Source organism: Cupriavidus sp. 2KB_3 (assembly GCF_052115685.1).
Lineage (GTDB): Bacteria > Pseudomonadota > Gammaproteobacteria > Burkholderiales > Burkholderiaceae > Cupriavidus > Cupriavidus campinensis.
In genome coordinates this window covers 134,294-160,533 of sequence record NZ_JBFRHD010000015.1, presented here as the reverse complement: position 1 = coordinate 160,533, position 26,240 = coordinate 134,294, and the positions used below count along the sequence as shown (strand labels likewise).

The window sequence follows — 26,240 nt, the reverse complement described above, 5'->3', positions numbered from 1 at the left end:
ATACGGCCATCGGCGGCGCGCGGCCAGACGGATGCTCGATTATCGGCCGCCCGGCGCGCCGCGCGCGAGCACGGTGGGCGCGTCCCCGGCGGGTGTCAGCTGGCCTTCATGCCGCCGGCCCAGCCACCAGCCCAGCCAGGCCCACGCGATGGCCAGCACCGCGCCGGCCAGCGCCACGGAGGCGGGGTGGCCGGAGATGGCGTCGATGGCGGTGCGCACCCAGGCGCTCACCGCGTCGCCGGCGCGATAGACCGCCGTGTCGATAACGTTCTTGGCCTTGTACTTGGTTTCCGGGTCCACCACGGTGAACAGCATCTCGCGCCCGGGGCGCAGCAGCGCGTACTCGCCCACGCGCCGCACGATCATCACACCAGCCAGCACCGCGAAGGTCGGCCAGACCGCCAGCGCCAGGAAGCCGAGGGTCACCAGCACGGGCACGCCGGTCAGCAGCGCCGTCACGCCGTAGCGCCGCGCCACGCGGCCCGAGAAGAACAGCTGGATGACGATGGTCAGCGCCTGCACCGTGGCATCGAGCGCGCTGAAGACCTGCGTCTGCTGGGCGCGCGACGGATACGCGGCCGCCACGAGTTTGGCCTGCTCGAAGTACAGGAAGGTGCTCGCCGTGGCGAGCAGGATCACGAACACGCTGATGCCGAGCAGGTAGCGCGAGCGCGCCACGAGCACCAGCCCCGCCCAGAGCCCCCCGCCGACCGGCTCGGCCGGGTCTTGCCCAGCACCGGCACCGCCTATGCCCGCCATGCCAGCCCCCGCGCGGCGCCGCCAGCCGAACAGAAAGCCCGCGCCCGGCAGTGTGGCGGCCAGCAGCGCCGCCGACAGCACCATCAGCCCGGTCAACCCGATGCTTCCCACCAGCCAGCCGCCCAGCAGCGGACCGGCCAGCCCGCCGGCGCTGGCACCCGCCGCCAGCAGCGCGAACAGCCGCTTGGCCTGGTCGGGACGGAACACATCGGCCATCAGGCTCCACGCCACCGATACCACGAACAGGTTGAAGACCGAGAGCCAGACATAGAACACGCGTGCCAGCCACACGTTGTCCGGCATCGCCCGCGTGGCGAAGGCAAAGCCGAGCAGGTTGGCGATGAAGAACGCGTAGACCCACGGCACGAAGCGCCGCCGGGGCAACCATTTGCAGCAGGCGCCGTAGAACGGAATGGCCACCAGCATCACCACGAAGGTGGCGGTGAACAGCCATTGCAGGTTCTGCACGCCGCCGGCGATGCCCATGGTCTCGCGCACGGGCCGCAGCATGAAATAGCTGGCGAACAGGCAGAAGAAGAACAGGAAGCCCGCCACCACGGCGGGGGTCTCGCCGGGGCGCATGCCGAAGCCGCGTTGCAGCGGGCGGGCGGTGTCGGCTTGGGCGGGAGAATAGGGCGAGGGCGGGGGCGTAGCCATGGCCGGCGCTCAGGCCAGCGCGGCGGCAATGCGGGCCCGCTCGCGCGTATCGGGCATGCGGCCGAACGCTGCGCTGAGGTTATCGGCCATATTGCGCGGCTTGGACGTGGCCGGGATAGCCGCCGTCACGGCCGGGTGGCTGACCACGAACTTCAGGAACAGCTGGCCCCAGGTGGTGCAGTCCACCTCGCCGGCCCAGTCGGGCACGGGCTTGCCCTTTACCGCGCTGAACAGCCGCCCGTCCTGGAACGGCCGGTTGATCAGCACGGCCACGCCGCGTTCCTCGCACAGCGGCAGCAGCGTCTTTTCGGCATTGCGCTCGCCCACCGAGTAATTGATCTGGAGGAAATCCATCTTTTCGTGCCGAAGGATCTGCGCCAGAGTGTCGTGCGAGTCTTCCCGATAGTGGGTGATGCCGATGTTGCGCGTCTTGCCGGCTTCCTTCTGCTGGCGCAGCCAGCGCAGGTTGTTCTGCCAGTCGATCAGGTTATGCACCTGCAGCAAATCCACGCTGTCCACGTGGAGATCGGACAGCGAGCGGGCGAACTGCGCCGGCACCTGCGCCACGCTGGTGGAAATCTTGGTCGCCAGGAACACCCGCTGGCGGGCCTTGGCAGCCTGCAGGAGGTCGCCGGTGACGGCTTCCGCGCTGCCGTAGCTGGGCGCGGTGTCCACCACGGCGCCGGGAATGCGCTGCAGCAACAGCGCCATGACCTCGGTGAGCGGGGCGCGTTCGTCGGGGCCGGTGCCCACGTTGAAGGTGTCCGCCGTGCCCATGCCGATGACCGGCAGCTGCACGTTGGTGCCCGGGATCTTGCGCCGCATCGGCGCCTCCACGGTGGCGGCATGAGCGGCGGCATGCGCGGCGGCATGCGCGGCGGCCAGGGCAGGGGTGGCCGCCGGCAGGGCGGCCAGCGCGGCGGAAAGTCCCAGGAAGGTGCGGCGGTCGATCGGCATGGCAATGTCCCTCGCGGTTGGGTTTCAGGACGTTAGCGCGTGGCCGGGGCGATGTAAACCAGACAACGCGCCAGACAACGCGCCAGACAAGGTGGCGAAACCCGGCACGCGCGGGTGGGGCCCGATTGCAAAAAAGCGGCGCGCACTGAACAATCCGGCGGCAACCCTGAAAACGGAGGACAACCCCGGTGATCGCGAGTTTCCTTGGCGTGCTGTTCGACGGCCTGGCGTACGGCAGCCTGCTGTTCCTGATCAGCATTGGCCTGTCCGTGACCATGGGGCTGATGAACTTCGTCAACCTGGCCCATGGCGCCTTTGCCATGCTCGGCGGCTATGTGGCCGTGGTGCTGATGAACCGCGCCGGCGTGCCGTTCCTGGCGGCGCTGCCGCTGGCCTTCCTGGGGGCGGCGGCGGTGGGCTGGGTGCTGGAGCGCACGCTCTATCGGCGTCTGTACCGGGCCAGCCACCTCGACCAGGTGCTGTTCTCCATCGGCCTGACCTTCATGGCGATGGCCGGCGCCACGTGGCTGTTCGGCCCCGGCCAGCAGCCGGTGGCGCTGCCCGAGTTCCTGATCGGGCAGGTGCAGGTGGCGGGAATCGACCTCGGCGCCTACCGGTTGTTCCTGATCGGCGTGGTGGTGGTCATCACGCTGGCGCTGGGCTGGCTGGTGGCGCGCACGCGCTTTGGGGCGCAGGTGCGGGCGGCGGTGGATCACCAGCAGGCCGCGCGCGGCCTCGGCATCAACGTGGAGCGGGTGTTCAGCCTCACGTTCGCGCTCGGCTCGGGGCTGGCGGGTCTTGGTGGCGGGCTGGGCATCGACGTGCTGGGGCTCGATCCGGCCCTCCCGCTCAAGTACATGGTGTATTTCCTGCTGGTGGTGGCCGTGGGCGGCGCCGGCTCCATCCGCGGCTCGCTGCTCGCGGCGATCGTGCTCGGCGTGGCGGACGTGGCCGGCAAGTACTACGTGCCGGCGGTGGGCGCGTTCGTGATCTACGCGATGATGGTGGTGCTGCTGGTGGCCTTTCCGGCCGGGCTGTTCGGGAGGCGCGCATGAAATCCGTGCTGCGTACCGATCACGCCGCCCAGCCGGCGGCCGCCCTGCGCCACCGCCTGCCCGATGGCCGCTGGCATCCGGCCGAAATCGTCTTCTGGCTCGCGCCGGTGGCGGTGTTCTTCCTGCTGCCCGACTACCTGATCCTCGGCAGCCAGATCCTGATTACCGGCCTGTTTGCGCTGTCGCTGGACCTGATCCTCGGCTACGCCGGCATCGTCTCGCTGGGCCACGCGGCCTTCTTCGGGCTGGGCGCCTATACGGCGGGCCTGCTCGGCGCGCATGGCTGGGGCGAGCCGATTTCCGGCCTGCTGGCCGCCGGCGCCGTGGCCGCGCTGGCGGGCTGGCTGTGCAGCTTCCTGGTGGTGCGCGGCGGTGACCTGACCCGGCTGATGGTCACGCTCGGCATCGGCCTGATGCTGTTCGAGGCCGCCAACAAGGCGGCCTTCCTGACTGGCGGGGTCGATGGGCTGTCCGGCGTGACCATGGGCAAGGTGCTCGGGCTGTTCGAATTCGACCTGTTCGGCAAGACTGCCTATATATATAGCCTCGTGGTGACCTTCCTGCTGTTCGTGGCGGTGCGCCGCATCGTGGCATCGCCGTTCGGGCTGTCGCTGCGCGGGGTGCGCGAGGGCGTGCGGCGCATGCCGGCGCTGGGCGCCAACGTGCCGCGCCGGCTCGGGGCGGTGTTCACGGTGTCGGCGGCGGTGGCTGGGGTGGCCGGCGGCCTGCTGGCCCAGACCACGCAGTTCGTCGGGCTCGACGTGCTGGGCTTCCCGCGTTCGGCCGAGCTGCTGGTCATGCTGGTGCTCGGCGGCACCGGCCGGCTCTACGGCGCGCTGGTCGGCGCGGCGCTGTTCATGATCGCGCAGGACGTGCTGGCCGGCATCAATCCGGTCTACTGGCAGTTCTGGATCGGCCTGCTACTGGTGCTGATGGTGCTGTTCGCCAAGGGCGGCGTGATGGGCGCGGCCAGCGCCATCGCGGGCCGGCTGCGGCGGGGCCGGGGGGCGGCACCGTGACGGCCATGCTCCGTACGGCAGGGCTCGGCAAGTCCTGGGGCGCCTTCGCCGCCAATAGCGACATCTCGCTCAGTTTCGCGCCGGGCGCACGCCACGCGCTGATCGGCCCGAACGGTGCCGGCAAGACCACCTTCATCAACCTCCTGACCGGCGCGCTGCCGCCCTCGGCGGGGCGGATCTGGCTGGGCGACCAGGACATCACCGCGCTGCCCCAGCACGCCCGCGTGCGGCTGGGCATGACGCGCACGTTCCAGATCAACACGCTGTTCCCGGGGCTGACGGTGCTCGAATCGGTGGTGCTGGCGGTGGCGGAGCGCACCGGGGCGGCACGCATCTGGGCACGCACGGTGGCCTCCCAGACGGCACTCGTCGACGAAGCCATGGCGGTGCTGGCCACGCTGCGGCTGGACGCCGATGCCGGCGTGGAGACCCGCCAACTGCCCTACGGCAAGCAGCGGCTGCTGGAGATGGCGCTGGCGCTGGCCACGCGGCCGTCGATCCTGCTGCTGGACGAACCCGCCGCCGGCATTCCCTCGGGCGAGAGCTTGGAGCTGTTCGCGGTCATCGCCGGCCTGCCGCGCGACATCACCATCGTCTTTATCGAGCACGACATGGACCTGGTGTTCCGCTTCGCCGAGCGCATCACGGTGCTGGTGGCGGGCCGCGTGCTGACCGAGGGCACGCCGGCTGAAATCGCCGCCGACCCGCGTGTGCGCGAGGTGTACCTGGGGGAGGCTGCCCATGACTGACTTGCTGCGGATGGAGGGCGTCAGCGCGGGCTACGGCGATGCGCTGGTGCTGGACGGCATCGACCTGACGCTCGCCGCCGGCGACAGCCTGGCGCTGCTGGGCCGCAACGGCGTGGGCAAGACCACGCTGCTGGCCACGCTGATGGGCTTCACGCGGCTGCGCGGCGGGCGGCTGCACTGGCAGGGGCGTGACCTCGCCCGCATGGCGCCACACCGGCGTGCGCAGGGCGGTATCGGCTGGGTGCCGCAGGAGCGCTGGGTGTTTCCGTCGCTGACCGTGGCCGAACACCTGAGCGCCGTGGCGCGCCCCGGGCCGTGGGACATCCCCCGCGTTTTTCAGGTTTTTCCGAGGCTTGAGGAGCGCCGGAAGAACCTCGGCAACCAGTTATCGGGCGGGGAACAGCAGATGCTGGCGATTGCGCGCGCGCTGATGGTCAATCCGTCGCTGCTGCTGCTGGATGAGCCCATGGAAGGGCTGGCGCCGATCATCGTGCAGGAACTGCGGCGGGTGATTGCCGGGCTGATCGCGGACAGCGGCATGGCGGTGATCGTGGTGGAACAGCACGCCCGGCTGGCGCTGGCGATGACGCAGCGCGCGATGGTGCTCGACCGGGGGCGCGTGGTGCATGCCGGCGAGAGCGCCGCGCTGCTGGCGGACCGGGCGCTGCTGGACCGGCTGGTCAGCGTGGCGGCATAGGTGGCGGCATCGGTGGCGGCATAGGACTCGTCCGATCGCTTTTCAGAAACGTCTCATATCGCTGGGCCAGCTTCATTCCCAGAATGCATGGATCGGAATCATCCGCTCAGCCAGAAGGAGATCGCCATGCACAAACCAAGACCCGCCGCCCGCACGTCCATTACACCCGGCATGCTGGGGACACCGGGGTTCCCCGGGCCGATGGCGCCGTCGGCCCCCGCGCTGCGTCAGCTGGAGCGTATACAGGAAGCATTGGGGGTGATGTCGGCGGCGCTGGATAACGCGGCCTCGCCGGACTTCGGCAACGCCGGCGCCGCGCTGATCATGCGACTGATCCGGCGCGAGGCGGCGTCAGCCATCTCGGTGCTGTCGCCGCCGAAGGCACGCTCCGGTCACGGCTTCAAGCCGCTGTAGAACGCCGCGAGGTTGTCGATGTCCTTGTCGGTCAGCGGCTTGGCCATCAGGTTCATCATCTCGTCCTTGCGCGCGCCGGTCTTGTAGTCCTTGAGCGCCTTCACCAGGTAGGTCTCGTTCTGGCCGGCCAGGTGCGGCGCCTCGGGCAGCTTCGACTTGCCGTCCAGGCCATGGCAGGCCTGGCACTGCATGGCCTTGGCCTTGCCGGCCTGGGCGTCGGCGGCCAGGGTCGGCGCCCCGGCCATGGCCACAACCATGACCATTGCCAACAAGGCGGCGATTGTCAGGGAACCCTGTCGCGTCACTTGGCCCCCGCGTAGGAGATGCGGTAGATCGCCCCGGCGTAGTCGTCGGACACCAGCAGCGAGCCGTCCTGCAACTGCTGCACGTCCACCGGGCGGCCCATGTACTCGCCGTTGGCCGTCAGCCAGCCTTCGGCGAAGACCTCCGTGGCGCCTACCGAGCCGTCGGCGTTGACCGGCGTGTACACCACCCGGGCGCCAATCGGCTTGGTGCGATTCCAGGAGCCATGCTCGGCCGCAAACACGCCGTTCTGGTACTTGGCCGGGAACATCTTGCCGGTATAGAACGACATGCCGAGGTCGGCCGCGTGGGGGGCGTATTCCACTACCGGGAAGACGGCGTCTGCCGGCGGCTTGGCGTCCTTGTACTCGACCGTGCGGACCTTGCCGCCGCCGTACCACGGGAAGCCGAAGTTCTGGCCCGCCTTGGTGGCCCGGTTCAGCTCGCCAGGGGGCTGGTCGTCGCCCATGCCGTCCACCTGGTTATCGGTGAACCAGAGCATCTTGTCGACCGGGCTGAAGTCCAGGCCCACGGAGTTACGCACACCATGGGCATAGACCTCGCGGTTCTTGCCGTCCTGGTCGATCCGGATGATGCCGCCGACGCCATTCTTGTCGAGGGTGGCCAGCTTGTCCTTGGGCGGCACGTTCCACGGCTGGCCGAGGGCGACGTAGAGCTTTTTGTCCGGGCCAACGCGGCAGGCACGCGCGCCGTGGTTGAAGCTCTCGAACTCGGTCGGGATCAGCTTGCCCTGCGGCACGACCACGCCCACAGCCACGTCCGGGCCGCCCTCGCCGAAGAACTGGGCGGCCGGGAACGCCAGCACGCGGTTCTGCTCGGCCACGTAGAGGATGCCGTCGGGGGAGAAACAGACGCCGTTGGGCACCTTGAAGGCAACGGAACTGGCGAACTGCACCACGTCGTCCGCTACACGGCGCTTGTTGCGGTCCGTCACCTGCCAGACCTTGGACTTGCGCGTGCCGACGAAGACCACCCCCGTGGAGGGCTCCACCGCCATGTGGCGGGCCTCGGGCACCACCGCGTACAGCTCGATCTTGAAGCCCTGTGGCAGCTTGATGCTCTTGAGGTTCTCGCGGATGGCGTCGGCGCGCGCGCCGGTCTGCGGCACGGTTTCCGGCGTGGCGGTGCCGGTCGGCTTGAAGCTCTGGAGCTTCTGGAGGTTGTCTGGGGCGGCCATGGCGGGTGCCATGGCCAGGAACATCGCGGCGGCGGCCGCGGCGGCGGGGGTGAATATCGCAGTCCTGATCATTTTGTCGTCTCCGGAGTTCTTCTTGTGTGCATCAAACAGCTTAGGTCAAGAATCGGAACTCGCGTCATGCACATTCTTGACGACGCAATAAAAGAAATTCAGGACGGCCGTCGCCGGGGCAGGCTTATTTGCCGGAGTCCTTCACCCCGTCGAATTTGTCGAACTCGACGTTGTAGAGCTCCCCATTCACCTTTTCCACCTTGCGGATGTAGACGGTCTGCACCACGTCCCGGGTGGCCGGGTCGATGGTGATGGGGCCGCGCGGGCTCTGGATCTTCATGCCCTTGAGCGCCGCCAGGAACTTGTCGCCGTCCGTGGCGCCTCCGGTCTTCTTCAGGGCCTCGTAGATGGCGGCCATGCCGTCAAAGGCGGCCACGGCCATGAAGTTGGGCCGACCGGCGCCCGGGTTGGCCTCGGCAAACGCCTTCAGGAACGCCTTGTTTTCTTTCGAATCATGGGCGGCGGAGTAGTGGAACGAAGTGATCACGCCCAGCGTGGCGTCGCCCATGGCCGGCAGCACGTGGTCGTCGGTCAGGTCGCCGGTGGCAATCACGCGGATGCCGGCGGCGGCCAGGCCGCGTTCCCGGAAGCCCTTCATGAACGCCACGCCCTGTTCGCCGGCGGGCAGGAACAGGAATACGGCCTCGGGCCTGGCGTCCTTGATGCGCTGGATGAACGGCGCGAACTCGGGGTTGCGCAGCGGCACCCGGATCGACTCGATAATCTGCCCGCCGCCGCCCAGGAAGTTGGTCTTGAACGCGGTTTCGGCGTCGATGCCGGGCGCGTAGTCCGCCACCAGCGTGACCACCTTGCGGATGTTGTTGCGCACCGCCCAGGTCGCCATCGGCGCCGAGATCTGCGGCAGCGTCATCGAGACCCGCGCGATGTAGTTCGACTTGGTGGTAATGATGGAGGAGGCCGCGTTGAAGATCACCATCGGCTTCCTGGCCTGCTCGGCGATGGGGGCCACCGCCAGCGCCTCGGGCGTGAGGCCAAAGCCGGCCAGGATGTCCACCTTGTCGCGCACCACCAGTTCCTGGGCCAGGCGCTTGGCCACGTCCGGCACCGGGCCGGTGGTGTCCTTGAGGATGACTTCGACCTTGCGGCCGCCCACGGTGTCGCCGTGAAGCTTCTGCCAGGCCTTGACGCCGCCTTCCATCTGCTTGCCGTAGTCGGCAAAGCTGCCCGAGAACGGGGCGATCAGCCCGATCTTGACCGGATCGGCGGCAAAGCTGGAAGCGGGGAATGCCAGGACGGCGAGGGCGCCGCACGCCAGGACGGCGCGCCGCAGCGGGGTGAAGGTCATCGAAGTCTCCCGAAAGTGCGGTACTAGGCGACCGCATCGAACGGGAGTGTAGGGGGGGAGGGCGGCTGTGCGCAATCCCGTGTTTTGCTCCCCCTCCCGCAGGCGTGAGAGGGGGAAAACCAAGGTTCAGACCACCGTTAGACCACCGTTGCCAGCGCCAGCGTCAGCCCCAGCGCCACCACCGAGATGATGGTTTCGCAGACCGACCAGGTCTTGAACGTCTGCGCCACGGACATGTTGAAGTACTCCTTCACCAGCCAGAAGCCGCCGTCGTTCACGTGCGAGAGGATCAGTGACCCGGCGCCCGTGGAGAGCACCAGCAGTTCCGGGCGGGTGCCCGGCACGCTGGCGGCGATCGGGGCGACGATGCCGGCGGCCGTGGTCATGGCCACCGTGGCCGAGCCCGTGGCGATACGGATCATCACTGCCACCAGCCAGCCCAGCACCAGCACGGACACGTGGGCGCTGGTCGCCACGTCCACGATGGACGTGGAGATGCCCGAGTCGCGCAGGATGCGGCCAAAGCCGCCGCCGGCGCCCACCACCAGCGTGATGATGGCCGTGGGGGCCACGCACTCGTTGGTGAACTTCAGGATCATCTCGCGGCTGAAGCCGCGCGCCTTGCCGAAGGTGTAGAAACTGACCAGCGCGGCGATCAGCAGCGCCATCACCGAGTTGCCGATCAGCTTCAGGAAGTCGTTGGCGAAGGTCTTCGGCGTGGTGAACACGTCGGCCCAGCTACCGATCAGCATCAGCATCACCGGCAGCAGGATGGTGAACACCGTGATGCCGAAGCTCGGCAGGGCGTGCGTGGTCTTGACGCCCTCGTCTTCCTCGGTGAACTGCGCGGCCAGCGGGTTCACATCGGGCAGCTTCACGTAGCGGTCCATCAGCTTGGCGAACAGCGGGCCGGCGATGGCCGCCGTGGGAATGCCCACGATCAGCGCGTACATGATGGTCTTGCCGATGTCGGCGCCATAGGCCGTCACGGCCAGCAGCGCGGCCGGGTGGGGCGGGATCAGGCCGTGCACCACGGACAGGCCGGCCACCATCGGAATGCCGACCAGCACCATCGAGGTACCGGTGCGCTTGGCCACGTTGAAGGCAATCGGCACCAGCAGCACGAAGCCCACCTCGAAGAACACCGGCAGGCCGACGATGAACGCGATGGTCACCATGGCCCAGTGCACGTTCTTCTCGCCGAAGAAGTCGATCAGCGTCAGCGCGATGCGCTCGGCGCCGCCCGACTCGGCCATCATCTTGCCGAGCATGGTGCCCAGCCCGATCACCAGCGCGATGTGGCCCAGCGTGCCGCCCACGCCGGCCTCGAACGACTTGATGATGTCGCCCATCGGCATGCCCACGGCAAAGCCGAGCGCGACGGACACCACCACCAGCGTGATGAACGGGTTGAGCTTGAACCTGGCGATCAGTATGACCAGCGCGATCACGGCGATCAGCGCATAGACCAGGAGTGTGGTTCCTGTTACGGCACCCATATTGTCTCCTTGCGCGGGTGCCGTCCGGAGGACGGTCCGCTTCCGCTATGAAAAGGCCGCTATTCCTGTGGGGCTTAGCGGCCGGGTTGAAAAATCGGTTGGCTCACCGTGCGGGCTTATGCCGCGGGTTTCTTGTAGGCAATGCAGTCCACTTCGACCTTGCAGTCCACCACCATGCTGGACTGCACGCAGGCGCGGGCCGGCGGGTTGGCGCCGAAGTATTCCTTGAAGATCTTGTTGAACGAGGTGAAGTCGCGCGCGTCGTCCAGCCAGACGCCGCAGCGCACCACGTGCTCGGGGCCGTAGCCGGCCTCGGCCAGGATCGCCAGCACGTTCTTGATGGCCTGGTGGCTCTGCGCCACGATGCCGCCGTCGATGACCTCGCCGCCCACCATCGGCACCTGGCCGGATACGTAGAGCCAGCCGTCGGCGGCTACCGCGCGGGCGAACGGCATGTGCGAGCCGCCCTGGCCCGTGCCGCCTTCCACGCCGAAACGCTTGATGTCCATGAAAACTCCTGTTTGCTAATAGTGAAAGGGATCAGGCCGTGGGATCAGGCCGTGGCGCGGCTGCCGCGCGGCAGGAAGCGGCCGGCGCGCACGCCGGTGGCCGCGCGCTGCTGCCAGGACAGCGCGCCGTTGACCCAGACCGCCGCGATGCCCTCGGCGGGCTGCATCGGGTCGGTGAAGCTGGCAGCGTCGCGGATCGTAGCCGCGTCGAACAGCACCAGGTCCGCCCAGTAGCCTTCGCGCACGAAGCCGCGCCCGGTCAGCCCGAAGCGCTCTGCGGAGAGGCCGGTCATCTTGTTGACGGCCACGGTCAGCGGAAACAGCTCGCGGTCGCGCGCGTAGTGGCCCAGCACGCGCGGGAAGGCGCCCCAGAGGCGCGGATGCGGCAGCGGGTCATTGGGCAGGCCGTCGGAGCCGACCACCGTGGCCGGATGGCGCAGGATGCGGTCCACATCGGCATCTTCCATGCAGTGATAGACCGCCCCGGCCGGTTGCAGGCGGCGCGCGGCTTCCAACAGGTCGACGTTCCACTCGGCGGCGATGTCGGCCAGCAGGCGGCCGCCCATGGCCGGGTGCGACTCCGACCACGTGACCTGGATGTCGAAATCGCTGGTCACCTGCTTGAGGTCGAGCGTGGACGAACTGGCCGTGTATGGATAGCAGTCGCAGCCCACCGGCTGCCAGCGCTGGGCGCCTTCCAGCGCCTCCAGCACCTCGCCGCTGCGGCCCCAGTTGGGCACGCCGGCGCATTTCAGGTGCGAGATCACCACCGGCACGCGTGCATGGCGGCCGATGCGGAAGGCTTCGTCCATGGCGTCCAGGATCTCGGCGAACTCGCTGCGCAGGTGGGTGGCGTAGAGCGCGCCGGCGTCCGCGAGCGGCTCGGCCAGGGCGAGGACTTCCTCGGTGGGCGCGCAGAACGCGTTGGCGTAGGCCAGCCCGGTGGAGAGGCCCAGGGCACCGTGGGCCAGGGCCTCCTCGAGCTGCGCGCGCATCGCGGCGGCTTCGTCGGGGGTGGCGGCGCGGTCTAGCCGGTCCATATGGTTGCTGCGCAGGGCCGTGTGGCCGACCAGCGCGGCCACGTTGACGGCGGGCTGTGCCGCGTTGACGGCTTCGACGTAGGCCTGGAAGTTCGGGTAGCAGAACGCCTCGGCGCGGCCCAGCAGGTTCATCGGATCGGGCGGATCGCCCGCCAGCGTGACCGGCGCGGCGCTGATGCCGCAGTTGCCCACGACCACCGTCGTCACGCCCTGCGAGATCTTCGGCGTCATCTCGGGCTGGCGGACCACGTTGGTGTCGTCGTGCGTGTGGACGTCGATAAAGCCGGGCGAGAGCACCATCCCGTGGCCTTCCACCACGTGGGAGGCGGTGTCCGGGTCGATGGCGCCGGGGGCGTCGATGCGCGTGATGCGGCCGTCGCGGATGCCCACGTCGGCCAGCCGGGGCGCGGCGCCCGAGCCATCGATCAGGCTTACGAGGCGGATCAGGGTGTCGAACAGGTGTGGCATGGTCAGTCTCCCAGCGGCTGGCGGCTGTCCGGCCCGTCGCTGTCCTGGCTCACGCCGCGATGGGCGTCGAGCACGTATTTGAGGCGGCGCAGCTTCTCGGCGCTCTGTTCCTGCGTCAGCAGGGCCAGGCGCGTGGCGAGCACGTCGAGCACCAGCAGCATTGCGTAGCGCGAGGCCGATGGCTTAAAGATGAAATCCGTCTCCAGCGAGCGCACGGGCAGCAGCACATCGGCACGCGCCGCCAGCGGCGAGCCGAGTGCCGTCACGGCGATCAGGCGGGCGCCGTACTCGCGCGCAATGTCGCAACTGGCCAGCATCTCGGGCATGTTGCCGCTGGCCGAGAACGCCAGCACTACGTCGTCGCGCGTCAGCGTGGCCGCCACCATTTTCTGGAGGACCGCGTCCTGATAGCTGGCCACGGGGTGCCCGAGCCGCGCCAGCCGGTAGCGCGCCTCGTCGGCCATGAAGGTCGAGCCGCCACCCATGCCAAAAGCGTAGACCATGCGCGCGTCCAGCAACAGCCGCGCGGCAATGCCAATGCGTTCCGGGTCGATCAGCTTGCGATTGACCTCCAGCGTGTTGATGATATCGGCGTGAATGCTCTCCGCCAGCGACGCCGGCGTGCCGGGCTCCGCCAGCGGCACCGGCTGCAGGAAGCGCGAGCCCACGGCGGTGGCCTGGGCCAGCCGCAGCTTCAGGTCGCGCACGTCGCGGCAGCCGATGGCCTTGGCGAAGCGCGTGACACTGGCCTCGCTCACCGCCGCCTTGCGCGCCAGTTCATTGATGCTGGCCGCCGCCGCGCCGGCCAGGTCTTCCAGGATCACCTGGGCCACCTTCTGCTCGGCCAGACGCAGCGCGGGGCCGCGTTCGGCAATGCGGGTCAGGATGTCGAAAGGCGCGGTCATGGCGGGCGGTTGCGCGCCGCCCGGCAGGGGTGCCGGCGGCGCATGTTACTTTATAACAAGGATGAAATATCGTAGTTTCAAGGCTATGATTACGTCAATCAGAATTTTCGCGGGGCGATGACAGCATGCGTGAGACAAAGTATCAGGGTGAATACCAAGCCGGGATCATCGATCCGCTGAACAAGGCGCTGGGCCGGATGGACACCCCGCTGGCACCGGCAAACGCGAGCCAGGTCGGCTGGAACCTGTTGTCCGAGGACCTGAGCCTGCCGGCCGCTGTGCTCTATGAGGAACGTCTTGCGCACAACCTCACGTGGATGCGCCGCTTTATGGGTGAATATGGCGTGCAGTTGGCGCCCCATGGCAAGACCACCATGGCGCCCAAGCTGTTCGCGCGGCAGTTGCAGGAAGGTGCCTGGGGCATCACCCTGGCTACCGCCCACCAGACCGCCGCCGCCGCTGCGCATGGCGTAAAGCGCGTGCTGATGGCCAACCAGCTGGTCGGCCGCCGCAATATGGAGATCGTGGCGGACCTGCTGCGCGATCCGTCCTTCGAATTCTTCTCGCTCGTCGATTCGGCAGATCTCGTCGATCAGCTAGGCGCGTTCTTCCGCGCGCGCGGCCAGAAGCTCCAGGTATTGGTGGAACTGGGCGTGGAGGGCGGTCGTACCGGTGTGCGTGACGCCGCCCAGCAGCAGGCCGTGATGGACGCGCTGGCACGCTGGCCCGATGCGCTCTCCCTGGCCGGCGTGGAAGTCTACGAAGGCGTGCTCCAGCACGAGGCCGATATCCGCGCCTTCCTGCAGCGCACCGTGGCCGTGACGCGCCAGCTGGCCGCCGAAGGCCGCTTCAGCCGCAGCCCCGTGGTCATGTCGGGCGCCGGCTCGGCCTGGTACGACGTGGTGGCCGAGGAGTTCTCGCGCACCGATATCGGCACCCCCATCGACATCGTGCTGCGCCCCGGCTGCTACCTGACCCACGACGTGGGCATCTACCGCGCCGCGCAGACGCGCATCCTGGCCAACAACCCCGTGGCGCAGCAGATGCGCGAGGGGCTGCTGCCCGCGTTGCAGCTCTGGGCCTATGTGCAGTCGATTCCCGAGCCGACACGCGCGATCATCGGCATGGGCAAGCGTGACGCGGCGTTCGACGCCGGCATGCCGATACCCGCGCGGCTGTACCGGCCCGGCACGGATGCCCCGGTGGACACCCCGGCGCACTGGCAGGTCACCGGCATGATGGACCAGCACGCCTACCTGCAGATCGAGGCTGGCGACGATGTGCGCGTCGGGGATATGATTGCCTTCGACATCTCGCATCCCTGCCTGACGTTCGACAAGTGGCGGCACATCCCCGTGCTGGACGGCCAGTTGCGCGTCATCGACATCGTGCAGACGTTCTTCTGAGGGAGACCTGCGACATGAGCATCGATATTCTTGCCTACGGCGAGCCGCTGGTCGAATTCAACCAGCTACCCGACGACGCCAGCCGCTACCTGCAAGGCTTTGGCGGTGATACCTCGAACTTCTGCATTGCCGCCGCACGGCAGGGCGCCACCACCGGCTACATCAGCGCGGTGGGCGCCGACAGCTTTGGCGAGCGCCTGCTGGCGCTGTGGACCACCGAGCGCGTGGATACCCGCCATGTCAGCGTGAACGCGGCGGCGCCCACGGGCGTCTACTTCGTCTCGCACGACAGCCACGGCCATCGTTTCGACTACCTGCGCGAGGGCTCGGCCGCGAGCCGCTATCACCATGACCAGCTGCCGCTGGCGGCGATTGCCCAGGCGCGCTTCCTGCACCTGTCCGGCATCAGCCTGGCCATCAGCACCAGCGCCTGCGACGCCGGGCTGGCCGCGATGGAGCACGCGCGCAAGGGCGGCACGCAGGTGTCGCTCGATACCAACTTGCGGCTGCGGCTGTGGTCGCTGGCGCGGGCGCGCGGCATCATGCGCGAGGCGTTCTCGCTGACCGACGTCTGCCTGCCGAGCTGGGACGACATCACCGTGCTCACGGGGCTCGACGACCGCGATGCCATCGTCGATTACCTGCTCGGCTGCGGCATTGGCCTGGTGGCGCTGAAACTGGGCGAGGAGGGCAGCTACGTGGCCACGCCCGAGGCGCGCTCGCTGGTGCCGCCATACCCCGTGCGGCCGCTCGACGCGACCGGCGCCGGAGACTGCTTCGGCGGCAGCTTCATCGCCCGGATGGCCGCGGGCGCCGATCCGTTCGACGCCGCGCGCTACGCCAATGTGGCGGCGGCGCTGTCCACCACGGGCTACGGCGCCGTTGCGCCGATCCCGAGCGCCGAGACCGTGCAGGCGCGCCTGGAACAATCCGTGTCGGTGATTGCCTGACTGGAACCACACGGGCGTGCTTCGCCCCCAACAATTGCTACCCAACATCGGGACTGTCATGCCAAATCAACCCTCCCCGCTGCTAGAACGACTTGTCAATGTGCCGGTGATTCCGGTGCTGGAATTCCACTCGGTGGACGACGCGCTGCACGTCAGCGAGGCGCTGGTCGCCGGCGGCCTGCCGCTGCTGGAGATCACGCTGCGCACGCCGGTGGCGCTGGAGGCCATCCAGGCCGTGGCCAAGGCGCTGCCGCAGGCCGTGGTGGGCGCCGGTACGGTGCTGACGGTGGAGCAGCTGCACGCCGTGCGCGACGCCGGCGCCCAGTTCGCGGTCTCGCCCGGCCTGACGCAAAGGCTGGCCGATGGCGCGCAAGGCGCGGGCATCACGCTGTTGCCGGGCGTGGCCACCGCCAGCGAGGCCATGGCGGCGCTGGAAGCCGGTTTCACCTTCCTGAAGTTCTTCCCGGCCGAGGCGGCCGGCGGCGTGCCGATGCTGAAGTCGCTGTACGGGCCGCTGGCGCAACTGAAATTCTGTCCGACCGGCGGCATCGACATCGTCAAGGCCCAGCACTACCTGGCCCTGCCGAACGTGGTGTGCGTGGGCGGCTCGTGGGTCGTGCCGAAGGACGCCGTGGAGGCCAAGGACTGGGGCCGCATCCGCAAGCTCGCCGAGGAGGCGTCGCGGCTCTGCAAGGGCTGATTGCCATCGTTTCGCCCGTCGCTCGGGCAGCAGATCGTAAAAACTACAAAGCCGGCCGGGAATTCATGCCCGGCCGGCTTTTTTCTCCCGGCTGTTGCCGAGAGGTGAGGCGGGGCGCCCACTACGGCGTCCCGGCTGAAGAGCGCTTACTTCGCCCGTTCAGCGGAGTTTTCGAGTTTCTGACCGCCCTTCTGCACGTCCTGGCCGACGCCGGCCATGGTATTGCAACCTGCCAGCAGGGTGGCACACAGTACGCACCAGATCCATCCTTTTTTCACGAGTGGCTCCTTTAGGGATAGTGAGAAGTGGGCACATTCTACCGTCGCCCCACTCGATCCCGATGCAGGATGTGTGCCAATTTGTAAGTAGGAAAACGCTGACAAACCACTGACAGACAGGGGTCCATCCGGCACTGTCCGCCGTCAGGGTCTCAGGCTGGGGCCGAGCAGTTGCCGCGCGCGGTTTACGATGGCCGCGTGGGTCTGTGCCAGCCAGTGCGCAGGGAACGGCTGCGCTAGCAGATAGCCCTGGACGCTGTCGCAACCCCAGGCGCGCACGGCCTCCAGCTGGACGCGCGTCTCCACCCCCTTGGCACAGACCGGCACGCCATGCGCGTGGGCCAAAACGCACGCCGCGCGCAGGTGGGCGGCAGTGTGGCCGCTGCGGGTGGCGTGCCCCAGATGGCGCGCATCGAGCGTCACCACATCGGGCCGGGTGATTTCCAGCGCGCGCAGGCTTGCCGCATTATCAGTGAAGTCGCTGAGGGCCATGCCGATGCCGGTGTCATGCAGCAGCGCTGCCTTGCGGGCGGTCTCCGGACTGTCCGGCACGATGCTCACCGGCACCTCCACGCAGAGCCGGCCAGGGCCCACGCCGTAGGCATCGACGGCACGCCGCAACATCTCGATGGTGTCGGGCGACTGCAACTGCGAGCTTGACGCCAGCAGCGTGAAGGGCACTGGCGCCACGGCCTCCGTGGCCCGCATCAGGGGCAGCAGTTGCTGGAGAATCCATTGCCCCAGTTCATCCATCATGCCCAGCGCCTCGGCGGCGGGCAGGAAATCCTGTGGCCCAATGCGGCCCAGCACCGCGTGCTGCCAGCGCAGCCGCACGGTGTAGGCGACGATCTCGGCGGTGGAGAGCAAGGCGCGGGGTTGCAGATGCAGGCTCAGTTCACCCCGGGCGATGGCATGGGGCAGCGCGGCGAGCAGCGGCGCCATTCGTGGCGGCGTGGGCAGGTCGGCGCGGCCAACGCCATCGCCGCCGCGCCGGTTGATCTGCAGCATGGCGTCGAAGGCCTGCTGCAGGTTGCGTTCGGTGGCGCTATCCGGGTGATCCATGGCCGCGCCGATGCTGCAAGACAGAAACAATTCGAAACCATCTACCAGATAGGGCCGGCCCAGGACGGCCGCAATCGTCATGCTCAGGCAGCCGGGGTCGTCCGTGCCTTCGGGGAGCACGCAGGCAACGCCGAGGTCGGCCGGGCCCAGCCATTGCATCACGGCTGGCATGGTGGCGAGGCTGGCCACCCGCGACTTGACCTCCGCGCGCAGCCGGTTGGCGCGCGCCGGGCCTAGGGTGTCGCAGGCATGCTGGAAGCGGTCGAGGCGGATGACCAGCACGGCCAGCGGATGGGCCGTACCGACCTGCGCGCGGTGTTCGTCCAGGGCGGCGATGAACGCCGCCGGCTGGACCGCGCAGTTGCCGTCCATGGCGGGTGGCGTGTCGTGAGTGTCCGCGCTCATCAGTGACTCGCGGCGCCGTAGAGGCCGAGGCGGACATCAGCCATCGGCCATACCCGTTTTGCGTTCCCGTTCATGCATTCCATCTTTCGGGGCGCTCTGCTGGCGCCGCTCGATTTTGTTTAGCGACTGCGTGGTACTACGGATGCTGCAAGGCAGATCATACGGCAGCCACGCGGAACTAGGAAAACGGCTATGTACACGTGCGCTGCGCGTAACAGCGATGTTTGATTCCGCACAACGAACCGAATGTCGCCACAAATGTCGTCTTGACCATTGAGCAGGAAACGCGTTATGGCGCGGGTCATAAAAAACGGACGCATGAGCGTCCGTTTCGTGGGTAGGCGGGTGGGGCCAGGGCGGGGTTAGGGCGGGGCCGTCAGCCGGTGGTTTCAGGCTCCGGGCCTTCCTCCGGCGGCACCTGGGAGGCCAGCACCTTGTCGATGCGTTTGCCGTCCATGTCGATAATCTCGAACTTCCAGTCGCCCCACTGCACGCTGTCGGTGGTCTGCGGCAGGCGGCCGAGCAGCAATAGCAACATGCCGGACAGCGTGTGGTAGCGCTCCTTGTCTTCCTCAGGCACGGCGCGCAGGCCCAGGCGATCCTTGAATTCCGGTACCGGGATCATGCCGTCCAGCAGCCACGAGCCATCGTCGCGCTGCACAGCCCACTCGCCACCTGCCTCATCGGGCTTGAACTCGCCGGTAATGGCCTCGATCAGGTCCTGCAGCGTGACCAGCCCCAGCACCTCGCCGTATTCGTCGATCACGAAGGCGATCTGGCCGCCGGACGCACGGAAGTTCTCGAGCAGCTCCATGCCGGTGACGCTCTCGGGCACGAACACGGCCGGCTGGAGCACCGCCGTCAGTTCGGCTCGCTCGCCACGCAGGCGGCGGGCTAGCAGCTGACGCGCGCTGACTACGCCCAGAATGTCGTGCATGCCCCCCCGGACCACGGGGAAGCGCGAGTGGTCCGATTCCTCGATCCGGCGCAGGTTCTCTTCCTCGGAAAGGTTGGCATCCAGGTAGACCACATCGCCACGCGGCACCATCAGCGAGGCCAACTGGCGATCATCGAGCCGGAACACGTTGCGCACCATGGTGTGCTCGTGACGCTCGATGACACCGGCCTCCGAGCCTTCCACGAGCAGCGCGTGGATCTCTTCCTCGGTCACCGCCGGGCCCCGATCTGTCTTGACGCCGAGCAACCGCAGCACCAGGCGCGTGGAGCCGCCCAGCAGCTTGACGAATGGCGTGGACGCCGTGGCGAGGAACGAGATCGGGCGCGCCACCGCGCGCGCGATGGTCTCCGGCGCCAGCTGGCCGAGCCGCTTGGGCACCAGTTCGCCCAGGACAATCGAGAAATAGGTCAGTCCGGCCACCACGATGGCCGTGGCGGTATAGCCGGCCGACGGCTGCGACAGGCCCAGGCCTGCGAGCCATTCGCCGAGCGGCGCCGCCAGCGTGGATTCCCCGACCACGCCGTTCAGCACGCCGATGGAAGTAATGCCGATCTGGACGGTGGACAGGAAACGCGTGGGGTCCTCTCCGAGCTTGACGGCCTCTATCGCGCCACGGTCGCCGTTTTCGATCTGCCGCTGCAGCCGGGCCTTGCGGGCCGTGACGAGCGCGATTTCGGACATGGCGAACAGGCCGTTAAGCAGAATGAGCGCCAGTAATATGGCTATTTCCATCAGGGTGCGCGCCCTACGCGCGCGGGAATTGAAAAGTCAAAGCATACCATCGGCATGTGACCGGGCCACTGCGCGGTGGCGCACACGTCACAAGGAAAAGGCGCGTCCGATGGGCGGGTCTGCACGGCAGCGCAAGCACGGATCATGCCGTCAGTGGCTGGATATCCCGGTCGATCTTCTCGCCGGCCTTCTCCTGGGCGATGCGCAGGTCGTACCCGGCCTGGAGATTGGCCCAGAATTGGGGCGTCGTGCCGAAGTAGCGCGCGAGCCGCAACGCCGTTTCGGGCGAAATGGCGCGCCGCCCGCGCACCACGTCATTGATGCGCGGCGCCGGTACCCGCAGGGCAATGGCCAACGCATTGGCCGAAAGCCCGTGCGGGGCCATGAAGTCCTGGCGCAGGATCTCGCCCGGATGCACCGGTGCGAGGGGCTCGCCGGTTTCGACGTCCGTGGCATCGAGGCGCGGCAGGTCTTCACGCTTGATGGTCATGCTGGCTCCGGTTGTCGGTGATAGTCCGCGATGTCGACGTCCCATGCTTCGCCGTTCTGGAAACGGAAGCAGATGCGCCACTGGTTATGAATCTGGATGCTCCATTGCCCACGCCGCGCGCCGCGCAGTGCCTCGAGCCGGTTCGCCGGCGGGGCCTGCATGTCGCCCAGCGAGGCTGCCGCGTCCAGCAGGCCGAGCTTCCTGAACGCCGTGGCCTGAATGTGCGGTGGCAGGGTGTTGACGTACCGGCCGCAGAACACTGCCGCCGTGGCTTTGTTGGCGAACGTCCGGATCATGAATGTCGATGGTATAACGTATTGCATTAAATGGCCAGCATCAAGGATGAGGGTGAGTCGTCATCCTAGGTAGCCGCGCGCCATTGCGACATAGGACGAATCTGAAACCTCGTGAATCACGATGATGACCTTGGAGGTAGTCGCCATGCTTCCCGGCCCATGCTGTAATACCTGCCATGGAACCCCTCACGCCCGGCTCCGAAGCCGCCCTCGATTTCCCCGGCTTGCTGCGTTACTGGCGTGGCAAGCGCGGCTACAGCCAGCTCGCGCTGTCGCTCGCGGCCGGTGTTTCGCAGCGCCATATCAGCTTCCTGGAGTCAGGCCGGGCGCGGCCCAGCCGCGAGATGGTGCTGGCGCTGGCAGATCGCCTCGCCGTGCCGTTGCGGCAGCGCAACCGGCTGCTGCTGGCCAGCGGCTTCGCGCCAGCCTATAGCGAACACGCGCTGGCAGCGCCGCCCTTGCACATGGTGCGGCAGGCCATCGCCCTGATCCTGAGCAAGCAGGAGCCTTATCCTGCCGTGGTGCTGGACCGATTCTGGAACCTGGTTGACGCCAACGTCGCGTACCGGCGCATGTTCGGCACGCTGCTGGCGGGGCGCCGGCCTGTTTCGCTCGATGAGGACGGCCGGCGCCTCAACCTGATGCTGACGGTGTTCGATCCGGACGGCCTCTGGCCGATGATCGAGAACGCGCAGCAGGTGGGCCGCTATCTGGTGCGCCGGGTCTGGCAGGCCTTGCAGGCGCAGGCGCACGACGAGGTGGCGCGTGAGATGTTTCGCCGCATCGCCGCATGGCATCCGGACATGGTCGGGCCCGGCGGGGAGCTGCTTGCGGACGAGGATGACGCCGAGGCGGACGGGGCACCGCCGCCCGTCCTGCCCGTGATCGTCCAGGCCGGGCGGTTTCGCGCCTCGTTGTTCTCCACCCTGACCACGCTGGGCATTCCGCAGGACGTTACGCTGGAGGAGTTGCGCATCGAGTGCTTTTTCCCGGCCGACGAGGCCACCCGCGCTGTATTCGAATCATTGGCCGGTACCCCCGCGCCCGAGAGCGCGCTCGAATCGTAGTTCAGCCAGAACCGCACGCTCGTGCTAAGATCGCCGGGCCGTTGTGGCAGTGCGGAAAACGCCTGCCGCCACGGCGTCGTTACGTCTTCAGGGCGGGGTGAAAGTCCCCACCGGCGGTATGTTGCCAGCGTCGTGCATCGATGGCGTTTGGCGGCGAGCCCGCGAGCGCCCGCATTCCCGTGCGGGGTCAGCAGACCTGGTGAGAGGCCAGGGCCGACGGTCAGAGTCCGGATGAAAGAAGATGGGCGCAATCCGCAAGCCTGCCTTGCGCGCGTGGACACGTCCGCCCGCGCGGCGGAGCGTCGTCGTATTTTTGCGGGTTTCGCTGATCAACCCTGAAACGCCCACTGATCCCTATATATGGAGCGTTTCAATGCTGCACCACAACGAAGTCAATCTCCCGAACGCCAATTCCAACGTGAATCCCGCCGCCAGCCTCGCCATGGCCGATGCCGATCCGCGCCCGCTGGCCGAGCGCATCGCGCACGCGCTCGAGGCCATGCGTGAGGGCCGCCCGGTCGTGCTGCTCGATGACGACGACCGCGAGAACGAGGCAGACCTGATCCTCGCCGCCGAGCGCCTGACCACGGCCAATATGGCGATGATGATCCGCGAATGCAGCGGCATCGTCTGCCTGTGCCTGACCGAGACCAAGGTCCGCGAACTCGGGCTGCGGCCCATGGTGGAGAACAACCGGAGCCAGTACGGCACCGCCTTCACGGTGTCGATCGAGGCGCGCGAGGGCGTGACCACCGGCGTGAGCGCCGCCGACCGCATCACCACCATCCGCGCGGCCATCGCCGAGGATGCCGGCACGGACGCCGTGGTAAGCCCTGGCCACGTGTTCCCGCTCGTGGCCCGCGACGGTGGCGTGCTGGTGCGGCGCGGCCATACCGAGGGCTCGGTGGACCTCGCGCGGATGGCCGGGCTCTCGCCGGCGGCGGTGCTCTGCGAACTGATGAACCCCGACGGCACCATGGCGCGCCGCCCCGAGGCACTGGCGTTTGCTGAGATGTACCAGTTGCCGGTGCTGACCATCGAAGACCTCGCCGCCTGGCGTGAAATCAACGGTTGACTGCCCCGGGGAGGCCCGCCAGGCATCTTCGGCCCGGCTCGATGACGCAATCTGATGCAGTTTCATCGCGCCAAACGGGCGAAGGGGCGGCCTCCCTGTGCGACAATGCGGGCTGTTTTTTCCCGTCATGACGAGGGCTCCCCGATGTCTCTTCGCGCGTTTCTCCCGCGTTTTTCGCGTTTTCCCCGATTTCTCGCACGCCTGACCGTCCTGGCCGGCGCGTGCTTCAGCCTGACCGTCCACGCCGGCGGGCAGGCCGACCCGGCCCCGCCTGACCCCCAACGCTGGGTGCCGGTGACGGGCGCCACTGGCATGATCTCCTACTTCGACCAGACCGCCGTGCGCCGTCGCGGCCCCGAGGTGGGCGTCGTGCTGATGCATAACGCCCCCACGGGCGGGGTGATTCGCACCGCCAGCGGGGACGCCATTCGCTCGTCGCTGAAGCGGATGGTGCTGAATTGCGCCACGTCGATGTTCGCAGTGGTGGAGCAGACCCTCTACAGCAAGCGCTTCGCGCGCGGCGATTCGCTCTACACGATCCGCGCCCCGCAGACGGGCATGCCCCAGCCGATTTCCGCCGGCACCCTCGCCGGGGAGCTGATGAGCCGGCTCTGCCGCTGAGGCCAATCGCCACAGGCTCAGGCCGCCCGTCACGACTGTCCCGTTTTTCGCTGCCACGCGTTATGCTTCGCCTCACGTCCACACGAAGGGGCAGGCATGGCGCACGCACGGCGGCAGGTGGCATGGTTCTGGCTGACGACCATTGGACTGGTCGGCATCTTCTGTGGATGGGGGCATGCGGCGTCGGCGCCCGCCGCGCCATCCTCCCCTCCGGCGGCCACCACGGCCGCTGCCCAGTCCACGCCTGTGGAACTGCGGCTGATGAACCGCCCCGTCGCCACGCTGCGCGGCACCCTGGGCGGGGCGGGCCCCGCCACCCGCGCTGAGCGGGCCGAAACCACGTTCGATAACCTGAGCGAGTCGGAGCTGCGGCTGCCGCTGAGCCAGCTGAGCGGCAGGCTCGGCGATGTCAGCGGCGTGGCCTTCCGCCTTGGCGACCGGGTGCTGTTCGCCCTGGTCGAGGGCGATCTCGATCCCACCGACGGCCTGACGATGGAAGCGGCTGCCGCCCAGACGCGCGCGCGGCTCCAGGCCGTCATCGACGCCCGCCGGGCCCAGCTCTACTGGCCGAATCTGTTGCGCGGTGCCTTGTTCTCGCTGGGCAGCCTGGCGCTGCTGGTCGGACTGATCTGGGGCATCGGCCGCGCCCGCAGCCGCATGCGCGCCGCCCTGCAACGGGCGCTGGACGTTCACCTGCAACAGCGCAGCGGTAGCCAGTTCGACTGGACCGGCACCGTCTACCAGCTGGTCAGCCGCATCGTCCAGATCCTGGCGGTGGGCTCGGTCATCGCGCTGGGTTTCCTCTGGCTCCAGTTCGCGCTCGAGCAGTTTCCGCTGACCGAACCCCTCGGCGACCGCATGGGCGCCTTTATCCTTGGCCTGCTGCGGCAGATCGGCGTGTCGATTGTGGAGTCGATCCCGGGGCTGGTCACGGTGGTGGTCATCCTGCTGATCACGCGCGCGGTCCAGCGGCTGGTCGGCAATATCTTCGTCGCGGTGCAGAAGGGCCAGATCACGGTGCCGGGCATGCACCCGGAAACGGCTGGCGCCACGCGGCGGCTGGCCAGCGTGCTGGTCTGGGCGCTCGGGTTCACCTTCGCCTATCCCTATATCCCCGGCTCCCAAAGCGACGTGTTCAAGGGCCTGTCCGTGCTGATCGGCTTCATGGTCACGCTGGGCTCGGCCAACATCGTCAACCAGATCATGAGTGGGATGGTGGTGATTTATTCGCGCGCGCTGCGCCGGGGGGACATGGTCAGCATTGGCGATACGGTGGGCACGGTGGTGGGGCTGGACGCGCTGTCGGTCAAGGTCGTCAACCTGCGCAACGAGGAGGTGACGCTGCCGAACGCGGTGGTGGTGGGCAGTGCCATCCACAACTTCTCGCGCCATGGCGCCACGCGCGCCCCCGACAGTGGCGAGCAGAGCGCGATGGTGTCCACCTCGGTCACCATCGGCTATGACACACCGTGGCGGCAGGTCCATGCAATGCTGCTGGAGGCCGCCGCCCATGCCACCCACGTGGTGCCGGCGCCCACGCCGTTCGTGCTCCAGCGCGGGCTATCGGATTTCTACGTCGAATATGAGCTGTTCGCGGCGATCGACAACCCGCGCAATCGCTTCTTTGCGCTGTCGGCGCTGCACGCGGCCATTCAGGATGTGTTCAACACCCACGGCGTGCAGATTATGTCGCCCCATTTCATCGACCAGCCGGGCCAGAGCGTGGTGGTGCCGCAGGCCCGCTGGTTCGAGGCGCCGGGCAATGCCGGAGTGGACCCGGCCGCGCACCCCCGCCGCCGGGGCACGCAGCCCTGAGGCCGGCTTCGGTTGTAGCTTACTGCGCCACGTGGCGGGCCTTCCAGGCGCCGTTGGACTGCTTGCAGAACCAGCCCGACCACGCTTCGGTGGCGCTGCCGCGCTGCAGTTCGGACTTCAGGCGCCGGCACTTCTGGCCCTTGTCCTCCTTGGTGGCGACGGGCGTGATGGTGCCGAGAATGGCGGCGCGCTTGCCGGCGCCCGGGTAGTTCCAGGTCACGGCTTCGTTGTCGGGGCCGCCGTCGAGGATCTTGCGCACCGTCTGTTGCAGCGACGCGGCTTCCTTCTGGTTCAGCGTGCCGACAATGCTGCCGGACAGATAGTTGTCGAAATAGGCGAGGGCGGGCTGGGCAGAGCCAAGCAGCAGGGCGCTGCCGAGGCTGGCCGCAAGCGCCATACGGAGATGGGAACGGCGAAGGATACCCCGGGCGTGCATGACGATTCCTCGTGAGAATGGATGACGAGGCGATTGTAAGCGCGCCCGCGCCGCTTGGGGGCATCGCGATGCTTCCCGAGCCACTTGTCGCCCCGGTGCGGCGCAGCATGGCTTGCGCCGCAGTGCGGTTTGACACCGTGCCGCCGCTGACCTAGCGTGGATTGCCATGTGTCCGCGCAGCCATCCGGGCGCGGCACTGCCATGGGCCGGACGCGGGGGCGAACCCTGCCCATATGCCGGAAACGCTTGTCTGAAGCGGCTTTGGCGCTACCGCTTGAACATTTTGTTGCAAACGTTGCCCCAACGAAACGTGACTTTTAAGTCTCGAATTGTTATGGTTTC

At 67.9% G+C, this 26,240-nt stretch carries 27 protein-coding genes and 1 riboswitch; of the genes, 12 read left to right on the top strand and 15 right to left on the bottom strand.

Features of this window, described 5'->3' with window-relative positions; genetic code table 11:
• Positions 1 to 39: 39 nt before the first annotated feature.
• Entirely contained in the window at positions 40 to 1,416 is a 1,377-nt protein-coding gene (locus AB4120_RS17525; RefSeq protein WP_441642629.1) for an NTP/NDP exchange transporter, read from the bottom strand.
• Between the two features lie 9 nt (positions 1,417 to 1,425).
• The gene (locus tag AB4120_RS17520) at positions 1,426 to 2,373 is read right to left on the bottom strand and encodes an aldo/keto reductase (protein ID WP_441642628.1); all 948 of its coding nucleotides are present in this window, start codon (positions 2,371 to 2,373) and stop codon (positions 1,426 to 1,428) included.
• 191 nt (positions 2,374 to 2,564) lie between these two features.
• Here AB4120_RS17520 and AB4120_RS17515 point away from each other — a divergent pair, with 191 nt between their 5' ends.
• The 5 genes from AB4120_RS17515 (at position 2,565) to AB4120_RS17495 (ending at position 6,307) form a co-directional block, all read left to right on the top strand.
• Positions 2,565 to 3,428 carry a branched-chain amino acid ABC transporter permease gene (locus AB4120_RS17515; RefSeq protein ID WP_441642633.1) on the top strand — a complete coding sequence of 288 codons (864 nt, stop codon included), beginning with the start codon at positions 2,565 to 2,567 and terminating at the stop codon, positions 3,426 to 3,428.
• Positions 3,425 to 4,447 (top strand): branched-chain amino acid ABC transporter permease, encoded by a 1,023-nt coding sequence (locus AB4120_RS17510; RefSeq protein ID WP_441642627.1) that lies wholly within the window; start codon positions 3,425 to 3,427, stop codon positions 4,445 to 4,447. Before AB4120_RS17515 ends, AB4120_RS17510 begins: the two co-directional genes overlap by 4 nt.
• Positions 4,444 to 5,196 carry an ABC transporter ATP-binding protein gene (locus AB4120_RS17505; RefSeq protein WP_149137902.1) on the top strand — a complete coding sequence of 251 codons (753 nt, stop codon included), beginning with the start codon at positions 4,444 to 4,446 and terminating at the stop codon, positions 5,194 to 5,196. Before AB4120_RS17510 ends, AB4120_RS17505 begins: the two co-directional genes overlap by 4 nt.
• Positions 5,189 to 5,893 (top strand): ABC transporter ATP-binding protein, encoded by a 705-nt coding sequence (locus tag AB4120_RS17500; protein ID WP_149137901.1) that lies wholly within the window; start codon positions 5,189 to 5,191, stop codon positions 5,891 to 5,893. The genes AB4120_RS17505 and AB4120_RS17500 overlap by 8 nt, the downstream gene beginning before the upstream one ends.
• A gap of 126 nt (positions 5,894 to 6,019) precedes the next feature.
• On the top strand, positions 6,020 to 6,307 hold the full coding sequence (locus AB4120_RS17495) for a hypothetical protein (RefSeq protein WP_149137900.1): 288 nt from the start codon (positions 6,020 to 6,022) through the stop codon (positions 6,305 to 6,307).
• Here AB4120_RS17495 and AB4120_RS17490 read toward each other — a convergent pair.
• From AB4120_RS17490 to AB4120_RS17460, 7 genes are all read right to left on the bottom strand, one after another.
• Positions 6,286 to 6,564: a c-type cytochrome gene (locus tag AB4120_RS17490; RefSeq protein ID WP_316248531.1), complete on the bottom strand. Its 279-nt coding sequence runs from the start codon at positions 6,562 to 6,564 to the stop codon at positions 6,286 to 6,288. The genes AB4120_RS17495 and AB4120_RS17490 overlap by 22 nt on opposite strands.
• A gap of 44 nt (positions 6,565 to 6,608) precedes the next feature.
• Positions 6,609 to 7,832, bottom strand: a complete 1,224-nt coding sequence (locus AB4120_RS17485; RefSeq protein ID WP_262389879.1) for a PQQ-dependent sugar dehydrogenase — start codon at positions 7,830 to 7,832, stop codon at positions 6,609 to 6,611.
• Between the two features lie 172 nt (positions 7,833 to 8,004).
• The gene (locus AB4120_RS17480) at positions 8,005 to 9,186 is read right to left on the bottom strand and encodes an ABC transporter substrate-binding protein (protein WP_149137897.1); all 1,182 of its coding nucleotides are present in this window, start codon (positions 9,184 to 9,186) and stop codon (positions 8,005 to 8,007) included.
• 137 nt (positions 9,187 to 9,323) lie between these two features.
• Positions 9,324 to 10,685 carry a GntP family permease gene (locus tag AB4120_RS17475; RefSeq protein WP_149137896.1) on the bottom strand — a complete coding sequence of 454 codons (1,362 nt, stop codon included), beginning with the start codon at positions 10,683 to 10,685 and terminating at the stop codon, positions 9,324 to 9,326.
• 116 nt (positions 10,686 to 10,801) lie between these two features.
• Complete coding sequence (locus AB4120_RS17470; protein ID WP_149137895.1) at positions 10,802 to 11,194, bottom strand: RidA family protein; 393 nt, start codon at positions 11,192 to 11,194, stop codon at positions 10,802 to 10,804.
• Between the two features lie 44 nt (positions 11,195 to 11,238).
• Positions 11,239 to 12,702, bottom strand: a complete 1,464-nt coding sequence (locus AB4120_RS17465) for an N-acyl-D-amino-acid deacylase family protein (protein ID WP_149137894.1) — start codon at positions 12,700 to 12,702, stop codon at positions 11,239 to 11,241.
• 2 nt (positions 12,703 to 12,704) lie between these two features.
• Complete coding sequence (locus AB4120_RS17460; protein WP_149137893.1) at positions 12,705 to 13,607, bottom strand: MurR/RpiR family transcriptional regulator; 903 nt, start codon at positions 13,605 to 13,607, stop codon at positions 12,705 to 12,707.
• A gap of 125 nt (positions 13,608 to 13,732) precedes the next feature.
• Here AB4120_RS17460 and AB4120_RS17455 point away from each other — a divergent pair, with 125 nt between their 5' ends.
• Genes AB4120_RS17455 through AB4120_RS17445 form a run of 3 tightly spaced genes read left to right on the top strand, consistent with a single transcriptional unit; the run spans position 13,733 to position 16,663 of the window.
• Positions 13,733 to 15,013 (top strand): amino acid deaminase, encoded by a 1,281-nt coding sequence (locus AB4120_RS17455; protein WP_149137892.1) that lies wholly within the window; start codon positions 13,733 to 13,735, stop codon positions 15,011 to 15,013.
• A gap of 14 nt (positions 15,014 to 15,027) precedes the next feature.
• A complete protein-coding gene (locus tag AB4120_RS17450) occupies positions 15,028 to 15,963 on the top strand; it encodes a sugar kinase (RefSeq protein ID WP_149137891.1) in 936 nt (311 codons plus the stop codon).
• Positions 15,964 to 16,021: 58 nt separating this feature from the next.
• Positions 16,022 to 16,663: a bifunctional 4-hydroxy-2-oxoglutarate aldolase/2-dehydro-3-deoxy-phosphogluconate aldolase gene (locus AB4120_RS17445; RefSeq protein ID WP_149137890.1), complete on the top strand. Its 642-nt coding sequence runs from the start codon at positions 16,022 to 16,024 to the stop codon at positions 16,661 to 16,663.
• A 146-nt stretch (positions 16,664 to 16,809) separates the two neighbouring features.
• Here the strand turns inward: AB4120_RS17445 and AB4120_RS17440 are convergent, their stop codons facing one another.
• The 5 genes from AB4120_RS17440 to AB4120_RS17420 form a co-directional block, all read right to left on the bottom strand.
• On the bottom strand, positions 16,810 to 16,941 hold the full coding sequence (locus tag AB4120_RS17440; RefSeq protein WP_149137889.1) for an entericidin A/B family lipoprotein: 132 nt from the start codon (positions 16,939 to 16,941) through the stop codon (positions 16,810 to 16,812).
• A 144-nt stretch (positions 16,942 to 17,085) separates the two neighbouring features.
• Positions 17,086 to 18,408 (bottom strand): GGDEF domain-containing protein, encoded by a 1,323-nt coding sequence (locus AB4120_RS17435; protein ID WP_149137888.1) that lies wholly within the window; start codon positions 18,406 to 18,408, stop codon positions 17,086 to 17,088.
• Between the two features lie 376 nt (positions 18,409 to 18,784).
• Positions 18,785 to 20,098 carry a hemolysin family protein gene (locus AB4120_RS17430; RefSeq protein WP_149137887.1) on the bottom strand — a complete coding sequence of 438 codons (1,314 nt, stop codon included), beginning with the start codon at positions 20,096 to 20,098 and terminating at the stop codon, positions 18,785 to 18,787.
• Positions 20,099 to 20,240: 142 nt separating this feature from the next.
• Positions 20,241 to 20,588 (bottom strand): HigA family addiction module antitoxin, encoded by a 348-nt coding sequence (locus AB4120_RS17425; RefSeq protein WP_149137886.1) that lies wholly within the window; start codon positions 20,586 to 20,588, stop codon positions 20,241 to 20,243.
• A complete protein-coding gene (locus tag AB4120_RS17420) occupies positions 20,585 to 20,884 on the bottom strand; it encodes a type II toxin-antitoxin system RelE/ParE family toxin (RefSeq protein WP_441642626.1) in 300 nt (99 codons plus the stop codon). The genes AB4120_RS17425 and AB4120_RS17420 overlap by 4 nt, the downstream gene beginning before the upstream one ends.
• Before the next feature lie 176 nt (positions 20,885 to 21,060).
• Between AB4120_RS17420 and AB4120_RS17415 the strand changes: the two genes are divergently transcribed.
• The 4 genes from AB4120_RS17415 to AB4120_RS17400 all read left to right on the top strand — a co-directional run bounded on the left by AB4120_RS17415 (position 21,061) and on the right by AB4120_RS17400 (position 25,462).
• Positions 21,061 to 21,951 carry a helix-turn-helix domain-containing protein gene (locus AB4120_RS17415; RefSeq protein ID WP_149137884.1) on the top strand — a complete coding sequence of 297 codons (891 nt, stop codon included), beginning with the start codon at positions 21,061 to 21,063 and terminating at the stop codon, positions 21,949 to 21,951.
• Positions 21,952 to 22,030: 79 nt separating this feature from the next.
• Positions 22,031 to 22,198, top strand: a riboswitch (FMN riboswitch).
• A gap of 195 nt (positions 22,199 to 22,393) precedes the next feature.
• The gene (ribB, locus tag AB4120_RS17410) at positions 22,394 to 23,026 is read left to right on the top strand and encodes a 3,4-dihydroxy-2-butanone-4-phosphate synthase (RefSeq protein ID WP_244844450.1); all 633 of its coding nucleotides are present in this window, start codon (positions 22,394 to 22,396) and stop codon (positions 23,024 to 23,026) included.
• A 144-nt stretch (positions 23,027 to 23,170) separates the two neighbouring features.
• Positions 23,171 to 23,647, top strand: coding sequence for a surface-adhesin E family protein (locus tag AB4120_RS17405; RefSeq protein ID WP_149137883.1), 477 nt, complete (start codon positions 23,171 to 23,173; stop codon positions 23,645 to 23,647).
• 96 nt (positions 23,648 to 23,743) lie between these two features.
• Entirely contained in the window at positions 23,744 to 25,462 is a 1,719-nt protein-coding gene (locus AB4120_RS17400; protein WP_441642625.1) for a mechanosensitive ion channel domain-containing protein, read from the top strand.
• 19 nt (positions 25,463 to 25,481) lie between these two features.
• Here the strand turns inward: AB4120_RS17400 and AB4120_RS17395 are convergent, their stop codons facing one another.
• The gene (locus AB4120_RS17395) at positions 25,482 to 25,859 is read right to left on the bottom strand and encodes an RT0821/Lpp0805 family surface protein (protein ID WP_262389833.1); all 378 of its coding nucleotides are present in this window, start codon (positions 25,857 to 25,859) and stop codon (positions 25,482 to 25,484) included.
• Positions 25,860 to 26,240: the final 381 nt, after the last annotated feature.

Excerpts from the sequence above, each read along its gene's own strand:
- AB4120_RS17495 (WP_149137900.1), top strand. The coding sequence starts at position 6,020 with ATGCACAAACCAAGACCCGCCGCCCGCACGTCCATTACACCCGGCATG.
- AB4120_RS17490 (WP_316248531.1), bottom strand. The coding sequence starts at position 6,564 with ATGGTTGTGGCCATGGCCGGGGCGCCGACCCTGGCCGCCGACGCCCAG.
- AB4120_RS17445 (WP_149137890.1), top strand. The coding sequence starts at position 16,022 with ATGCCAAATCAACCCTCCCCGCTGCTAGAACGACTTGTCAATGTGCCG.
- AB4120_RS17430 (WP_149137887.1), bottom strand. The coding sequence starts at position 20,098 with ATGGAAATAGCCATATTACTGGCGCTCATTCTGCTTAACGGCCTGTTC.
- AB4120_RS17455 (WP_149137892.1), top strand. The coding sequence starts at position 13,733 with ATGCGTGAGACAAAGTATCAGGGTGAATACCAAGCCGGGATCATCGAT.
- AB4120_RS17420 (WP_441642626.1), bottom strand. The coding sequence starts at position 20,884 with ATGATCCGGACGTTCGCCAACAAAGCCACGGCGGCAGTGTTCTGCGGC.
- ribB (WP_244844450.1), top strand. The coding sequence starts at position 22,394 with ATGGCCGATGCCGATCCGCGCCCGCTGGCCGAGCGCATCGCGCACGCG.
- AB4120_RS17510 (WP_441642627.1), top strand. The coding sequence starts at position 3,425 with ATGAAATCCGTGCTGCGTACCGATCACGCCGCCCAGCCGGCGGCCGCC.
- AB4120_RS17435 (WP_149137888.1), bottom strand. The coding sequence starts at position 18,408 with ATGAGCGCGGACACTCACGACACGCCACCCGCCATGGACGGCAACTGC.
- AB4120_RS17395 (WP_262389833.1), bottom strand. The coding sequence starts at position 25,859 with ATGGCGCTTGCGGCCAGCCTCGGCAGCGCCCTGCTGCTTGGCTCTGCC.
- AB4120_RS17470 (WP_149137895.1), bottom strand. The coding sequence starts at position 11,194 with ATGGACATCAAGCGTTTCGGCGTGGAAGGCGGCACGGGCCAGGGCGGC.
- AB4120_RS17425 (WP_149137886.1), bottom strand. The coding sequence starts at position 20,588 with ATGACCATCAAGCGTGAAGACCTGCCGCGCCTCGATGCCACGGACGTC.
- AB4120_RS17450 (WP_149137891.1), top strand. The coding sequence starts at position 15,028 with ATGAGCATCGATATTCTTGCCTACGGCGAGCCGCTGGTCGAATTCAAC.
- AB4120_RS17465 (WP_149137894.1), bottom strand. The coding sequence starts at position 12,702 with ATGCCACACCTGTTCGACACCCTGATCCGCCTCGTAAGCCTGATCGAT.
- AB4120_RS17475 (WP_149137896.1), bottom strand. The coding sequence starts at position 10,685 with ATGGGTGCCGTAACAGGAACCACACTCCTGGTCTATGCGCTGATCGCC.
- AB4120_RS17400 (WP_441642625.1), top strand. The coding sequence starts at position 23,744 with ATGGCGCACGCACGGCGGCAGGTGGCATGGTTCTGGCTGACGACCATT.
- AB4120_RS17480 (WP_149137897.1), bottom strand. The coding sequence starts at position 9,186 with ATGACCTTCACCCCGCTGCGGCGCGCCGTCCTGGCGTGCGGCGCCCTC.
- AB4120_RS17520 (WP_441642628.1), bottom strand. The coding sequence starts at position 2,373 with ATGCCGATCGACCGCCGCACCTTCCTGGGACTTTCCGCCGCGCTGGCC.
- AB4120_RS17415 (WP_149137884.1), top strand. The coding sequence starts at position 21,061 with ATGGAACCCCTCACGCCCGGCTCCGAAGCCGCCCTCGATTTCCCCGGC.
- AB4120_RS17485 (WP_262389879.1), bottom strand. The coding sequence starts at position 7,832 with ATGTTCCTGGCCATGGCACCCGCCATGGCCGCCCCAGACAACCTCCAG.
- AB4120_RS17500 (WP_149137901.1), top strand. The coding sequence starts at position 5,189 with ATGACTGACTTGCTGCGGATGGAGGGCGTCAGCGCGGGCTACGGCGAT.
- AB4120_RS17460 (WP_149137893.1), bottom strand. The coding sequence starts at position 13,607 with ATGACCGCGCCTTTCGACATCCTGACCCGCATTGCCGAACGCGGCCCC.
- AB4120_RS17405 (WP_149137883.1), top strand. The coding sequence starts at position 23,171 with ATGTCTCTTCGCGCGTTTCTCCCGCGTTTTTCGCGTTTTCCCCGATTT.
- AB4120_RS17525 (WP_441642629.1), bottom strand. The coding sequence starts at position 1,416 with ATGGCTACGCCCCCGCCCTCGCCCTATTCTCCCGCCCAAGCCGACACC.